The following is a 5,549-nucleotide window of genomic DNA, read 5'->3' on the forward strand; positions in this document are numbered from 1 at the left end:
TGATCCTAATTACGGACGGAAAGAGCATGGCGGAGTAAACCGAAGCGGCTTTGTCAAGCAGAAGAATGGCGCTAAAATTTTTGTTGATGGGAACAAATATCAAAAAAAGGATTGGGATAGCAAACCAGCTGATAAAGAATACTTCAACGAATTATTCAGAGTAAGCAAAGAACAAATCATTTGGGGATGTAATTATTATTCGGAGAATTTTGGGAATGGTAGAATTATTTGGGATAAGGTCAACAAGGGAAGTCATCAAAGTGATTGTGAAATAGCTTATAACTCACTTACTAAAAGAGTCGATCTATTCCGCTTTATGTGGCGCGGAATGTTCCAAGGGAAATCAATAGATGAGGGATGGATTCAACAAGGCAATAAGAAATTAAATGAGAAGCGTATCCATCCAACACAAAAACCAGTAATGCTTTATAAGTGGCTTCTCTCTAAATATGCAAAACCTAACAATAAGATTCTGGATACTCATGTAGGTTCAGGCAGTTCAATAATCGCTTGTATCGACTTTGGGTTTGAGTTGGTGGGATTTGAATTAGACAAAGATTACTACGAAACATCGAGCCAACGAATTTCAGTTCATCAATCATTAATAAAAACAGCAGTTTAAGAGGCGAATATCATGGCAAAGAAAAAAATTAATCACGAAGATATGGATACTATTGCAAGATATTCTAATCTTGACTTGCAACTGATAACAGACTTTGAACCGTTCTTTAATGAGGTTAGCGATAATTTCAATTTGTTGGCCGGGCATATTATGAGCCAGAACGATCTAAAGAAATTAGGATTAGAGAAACGGCCAGCGTTCAAAACAAATCTGTTTATGCCTATCATGCTAAGAATTCTTGGGGATTTCAAGGGAAACATACCTGGATTAGAGTTTCTTCCGCGCACTCCAAAGGATCAGGACAAATGCGCTATCATAAAAGAAGTGAATGACTACGCCTTTTATCAAGCCAATAAGATTGAGTATGAACTTGCAAAAGCTTTTCTGTTCGCTTCTGTTGGCCGCATAACTTGGATGCGACAAGATTTTACATATAACTATGATAATGAGGGTATGGTTGAAATTGAGCATTATCATCCATTCCTAAAATATGATCGGTCTTTAAGCAAAAGAAATCTAAGAGATTGTCAATTTATCTTTGATGATAATTGGCTTACTCCGGATGAAATTATACGCCGTTATGCAAAGAATAATGATGAACTAAAAGGAATTCTGCAAGCTAGAATTGATGAGATATTGGGCGGCAAGAAAGAAACGATGGCCAATAGAATTTACAACTACTTGGCTAAACTTACCGGGGCCGTACTTGATTATGGCGGAGAGAAAGCCGGATATGATTACAAGAAGATTTGGACCAAAGATGGATTAGTTTATGATAAAAATGGTACCTGGTTGAATAATGGAAGATTCAGAGTAACCGATGCCTATGTGAGACAAGACTTTCCAAAGTTAATTATCGTTGATAAGATTCTCCAAAAGAAGTTTGATTTTACCGATGAGGTAAAGAGGGATGATATTGATAATGTCCCGGATCCAAACAATTGGATTGATAACGCAAAGTTGCAGTTAATCAAAGACGCGCTTCCGGATAAGATGCCTTATATCCGCGAAGAGTCGGAAAGTAAGATAATCCAAACAAGTATTTGCCCAGGTCTGAATATCAAGCTTTATGACGGTCTGCAGCAATTACAGAATGGAAATTTCAAGTTCACAATGATTCAGGGTTATGACTTTCATCCGGATGTGATGGAAACAAAGAGCATAATTGACAATATCAAAGATTCTGTAAAGAGTTATAACCTTCGGGACAATACTAACCTTACCTATTTGTTACGTTCTACACACTTAGAATGGCAGGTAGAAGATCAGTATAAAAACAAAGTCGGCGATTTATCGAGTAATAAGATAGGCGGAGTAAGATTTGTTCCTCAAGGTTCATTAACTAACAATGCGATAAAGAGAATCGATCCGCCGCCGCCAAACGTGGCACTTGAAAGATACCAGCAGCAGAAATGGGAAGAGGCCAAAACCTTAACCGGAATAAATGAAAACGCTATGAGTAGGCAGGAATCTACGCACGAAAGCGGGAAGTTATTTGATTCAAGAGTGCAGCAAAGTGAAATCATGCAAGAATGGATTAGTGAAAATGCCCAGGCTGCGCTTCCGGTATTGGCCGAGAACAATATTTATTTCTTCCAAAAGTTCTTTACCGATGAGAGAACTTTAAGAATTATCGGTGAAGATGGAAAGATCGATTGGCTCGTACTAAATCAAAAGACAAACCTTGGTGAAGTCAAGAACGACATTTCCGTGGGTAAGTTCGATGTTATTATCAGTCGTGTTCCATTTGGTAGAGTAGCAAAGGAGAACGACAAAGAAAGAAATTTAGAACTGTTGCAGATTACTTCTAAGATACCGGGGTTCGACATCATTAATCAAATGCTGGCTAAGGAGATCATCAAAAGCACTAACCTACAAGTCAAAGGCCCGATTATGCAGATTATTGATGCTGTTATTAAAAAACAGGTTGAAGCACTTCAAGGTGGAGATCAAAACGATCCGGCTGCAAAGATGGCTAATCAAGTTCAGCAAATGATGATGGAGTTAGAACTAAAGAGTAAAGAAATTGCTAACCAGCAAGAAGCAATCCAAAATGAAGGAATGAGTTTGGATAATGAAAAGAAACGGCTCGAACTTCAAACACAACAAGAGCAGTTAGGCCAAGTTATGGAAATGATGAAACAGTTATCCGGGCAAGCACCATTAAAACAACCAACAGTACAGCCAACAAATCAAGGGATTCCAGCAAAATGACAAGGAACCAAAGAGAAATCTTTATGCGGTTATGGACCGGGGCAGTAGTCAACATTAACGATAAATTTGGAAGGATTCTAAGCAGCGAAGGAAAGATAGATGATAAGGAAGGAGATAGTTACCTATTCAGGCGACCAGCAGAGATCATACAGCCAGGCGGGAAAACAAAGAAGGTTTATTCTGTGTTCGTGAAGTTCAATGTTACCGAGGTTCCAATAAGGCCACATGTAGAAAAGCCGGAGGATTCAAAGGGATGAAGTTCTACATCTTTGAACTATACAAATATTTAGATGAGAAAACTCTTCCAAGAAATCAGAACATAGATTATCCGGTAGAGTTCTTACAGATCAACGATCCGAATGAGCCGGTAAATTCAATGTTCTACAAGGTTGAAATCATTGGTGAAAAATTCTTAAAGGTAGTTCTAAACTAGCGGAGGAAGAGTTTTGGCAGAAATTACAAAAGAATTGGTGGATAATGCTCGATCTAATTTAACAAGATTTTGGAACGACTTTTATATAAGGATTGATAATAGCATCAGAGATTATTTTAAGAAAACGATGAACGATGAGCAAATATCTGATGCCGAAATACAAAAGATGATTCTACAAGCCCAGCTACATTATGTTCAAGAATTTACCAAGGATGGTGGAATCATCATCAAGTTTTATTCAAAAGATAATTTTCTATTTAGCGTATCATTATTTGTGAGATAAGAATGAAACAGAAGCACAAGAAAGTAATTACTCTTAATCCAGCACCAACAAAAGAAGAATTGCTGCAGCATTTGAAATTAAAAGCGAAAGTTGCAGAGATAAAAGCAAATAGAGAAAAGGAAAAAGCTAATCTTGGATCTTAAAGAATTCAATATATGGCTTGGTAAGTTGAATATTACCGAACAGAATGAGGTATGCGAATTCCTAAACTCAATTCGTATCGCCCATCAAGAAAAGGTTGTTGTCGGATTTTCGGTTAATCTCACGCACAAAAACGAGATAGTTTTTGATTGTCCGAAGGTAAGTTATACCTCAATAAAGAAAATATTGAATATGAGAATAAAATAATGAGAGAGATAAAACTAACACAAGGCAAAATTGCATTGGTCGATGATGAGGACTACGAATACCTTAATCAGTTTAAGTGGTTTTGTAGTAAACAAAAATACACATGTTACGCTGTTAGAAGTATGAGGATGCCCGATGGGAATTACAGGACACTCGCTATGCACCGCGCAATAATGGGTACTCTGAAAGGGAAAGTTGTCGATCACATTGACCACAATGGACTTAACAATCAAAAATATAATTTGAGAAATTGCACTCATGCGGAGAATCTGATGAACCAATCTCCGGCGAAATCTAGCGGTTCAATTTATAAGGGTGTATCGTTATACCCAGGCGGAGATGGTTGGAGGGCTATAATCAGGAAGGACAACAAACAACATTTCATTGGTCGTTTCACAAAAGAGATAGAGGCAGCAAGGGCATATAACCAAAAAGCAATAGAATATTTTGGCGAATATGCGTTATTAAATCAAATAAATTAATTTTTAGAATATGCGCTTTTAATAGTGTTGAGGAAAATACAAGTTTTATATTAGTCGTGAAATTATAAATAAGTAGTACCCGGACAAGTTTAATTACCCCGGTTGGCGAAAGGAGCACCCCTCTCCTTATTCGCTGGCTGGGGTTTTTTTATGCCCGGAAACAGAAAATAAACATTTAACAAAAAGGAGTAGAACAATGAAAAAGGTAATTGGTTTTATAATCGTTGGCTTACTGATGGCTGTTTCAAGTGTTAGCGCACAATGGGCGACTAACTATAATGCGAGAGTTACACCGACAAAGCAATATTTAGAAATTTACTTTTCCGGCACATTAGATAGTACCGGGCAAACATACGGTTCCTTAACCTCTAATGTTTTTTCGCTTGCTGATTATGATGGTGTGGCTGACATTGATTATCACTACCTAATAACAAATGCACTTGGTTCGCCGGACGTAAAGATAACACTTTTACATTCTGACCTAGATCAAACAGCGGCTAATATGGTTGCGACTGTTCTGAAAGACACAATAAAAACAGAATCAGAATTATCCTCTTATCTCTCACTACAGGGTGTACGCGCGAAGTATTACAGATTGAAGATAGAATCCTTGGCGACCGGGCGTGATGGTTCAATTTTTAAGATCATGTTCATTCTGCCGAAAAGAGATTTCTAATAAAGAATAGTGAATAAAACCGATGGGTAAAACCAAAGGGTAATTAAATAAAACAAAAATTAAATAATGGGTAATACCATGTTAGATGCAAATGGAAATGGAATAGTAGTTGATGAAGAATTACAAGCGGGTAATACCGAAGAAGTTAAAGAGCAAATAGTTCCAACTGGCGAAGTAACAACTGCCGAAGTTATCCCTACCGCAGATGACAAATCCGAAGTAGTAGAAGAAACAAAGCTTGGTGTACTTCCTAATGATGCAGATTTAGATGAGTTCGATAAAACTTTAGAGGCAATTAAAACTGCCGCAAAAGAAAAAGCAGCAAATGAGAAAACCGAAGTAGTTGAGCCAATCACCCAAGAAGGAGATAAAACTCCGTTACCGAAAGAGGATAAGCCCGAATCGGTTAAAATTGATGCAGACTATATCGGGAAACAAAGTGAGGATGTTCAAGAGATCCTCAAAGGAATGAAAGGGAAAAGAGACTTTAT

9 protein-coding genes are annotated in these 5,549 nt (G+C 37.5%); all 9 read left to right on the forward strand.

Annotated features, from left to right (window positions below; all coding sequences use genetic code 11):
* A partial coding sequence (locus ACYC56_RS11675; protein ID WP_461374355.1) for a DNA methyltransferase occupies positions 1–622 on the forward strand: 622 nt, incomplete at its 5' end.
* Positions 623–634: 12 nt separating this feature from the next.
* Positions 635–2,836 (forward strand): portal protein, encoded by a 2,202-nt coding sequence (locus ACYC56_RS11680; RefSeq protein WP_461374356.1) that lies wholly within the window; start codon positions 635–637, stop codon positions 2,834–2,836.
* A complete protein-coding gene (locus tag ACYC56_RS11685; RefSeq protein ID WP_461374357.1) occupies positions 2,833–3,093 on the forward strand; it encodes a hypothetical protein in 261 nt (86 codons plus the stop codon). Before ACYC56_RS11680 ends, ACYC56_RS11685 begins: the two co-directional genes overlap by 4 nt.
* Positions 3,090–3,269 (forward strand): hypothetical protein, encoded by a 180-nt coding sequence (locus ACYC56_RS11690; RefSeq protein WP_461374358.1) that lies wholly within the window; start codon positions 3,090–3,092, stop codon positions 3,267–3,269. Before ACYC56_RS11685 ends, ACYC56_RS11690 begins: the two co-directional genes overlap by 4 nt.
* 13 nt (positions 3,270–3,282) lie before the next feature.
* Entirely contained in the window at positions 3,283–3,552 is a 270-nt protein-coding gene (locus ACYC56_RS11695) for a hypothetical protein (RefSeq protein ID WP_461374359.1), read from the forward strand.
* Positions 3,553–3,554: 2 nt separating this feature from the next.
* Complete coding sequence (locus ACYC56_RS11700; protein WP_461374360.1) at positions 3,555–3,695, forward strand: hypothetical protein; 141 nt, start codon at positions 3,555–3,557, stop codon at positions 3,693–3,695.
* Positions 3,696–3,842: 147 nt separating this feature from the next.
* On the forward strand, positions 3,843–4,382 hold the full coding sequence (locus ACYC56_RS11705; RefSeq protein ID WP_461374361.1) for an HNH endonuclease: 540 nt from the start codon (positions 3,843–3,845) through the stop codon (positions 4,380–4,382).
* A gap of 196 nt (positions 4,383–4,578) precedes the next feature.
* Positions 4,579–5,058, forward strand: coding sequence for a hypothetical protein (locus ACYC56_RS11710; RefSeq protein WP_461374362.1), 480 nt, complete (start codon positions 4,579–4,581; stop codon positions 5,056–5,058).
* A 78-nt stretch (positions 5,059–5,136) separates the two neighbouring features.
* On the forward strand, positions 5,137–5,549 hold a 413-nt coding region (locus ACYC56_RS11715; RefSeq protein WP_461374363.1), incomplete at its 3' end, for a hypothetical protein.

This window comes from Candidatus Aquicultor sp., from assembly GCF_054640775.1.

Excerpts from the sequence above, each read along its gene's own strand:
- ACYC56_RS11680 (WP_461374356.1), top strand. The coding sequence starts at position 635 with ATGGCAAAGAAAAAAATTAATCACGAAGATATGGATACTATTGCAAGA.
- ACYC56_RS11700 (WP_461374360.1), top strand. The coding sequence starts at position 3,555 with ATGAAACAGAAGCACAAGAAAGTAATTACTCTTAATCCAGCACCAACA.
- ACYC56_RS11710 (WP_461374362.1), top strand. The coding sequence starts at position 4,579 with ATGAAAAAGGTAATTGGTTTTATAATCGTTGGCTTACTGATGGCTGTT.
- ACYC56_RS11690 (WP_461374358.1), top strand. The coding sequence starts at position 3,090 with ATGAAGTTCTACATCTTTGAACTATACAAATATTTAGATGAGAAAACT.
- ACYC56_RS11685 (WP_461374357.1), top strand. The coding sequence starts at position 2,833 with ATGACAAGGAACCAAAGAGAAATCTTTATGCGGTTATGGACCGGGGCA.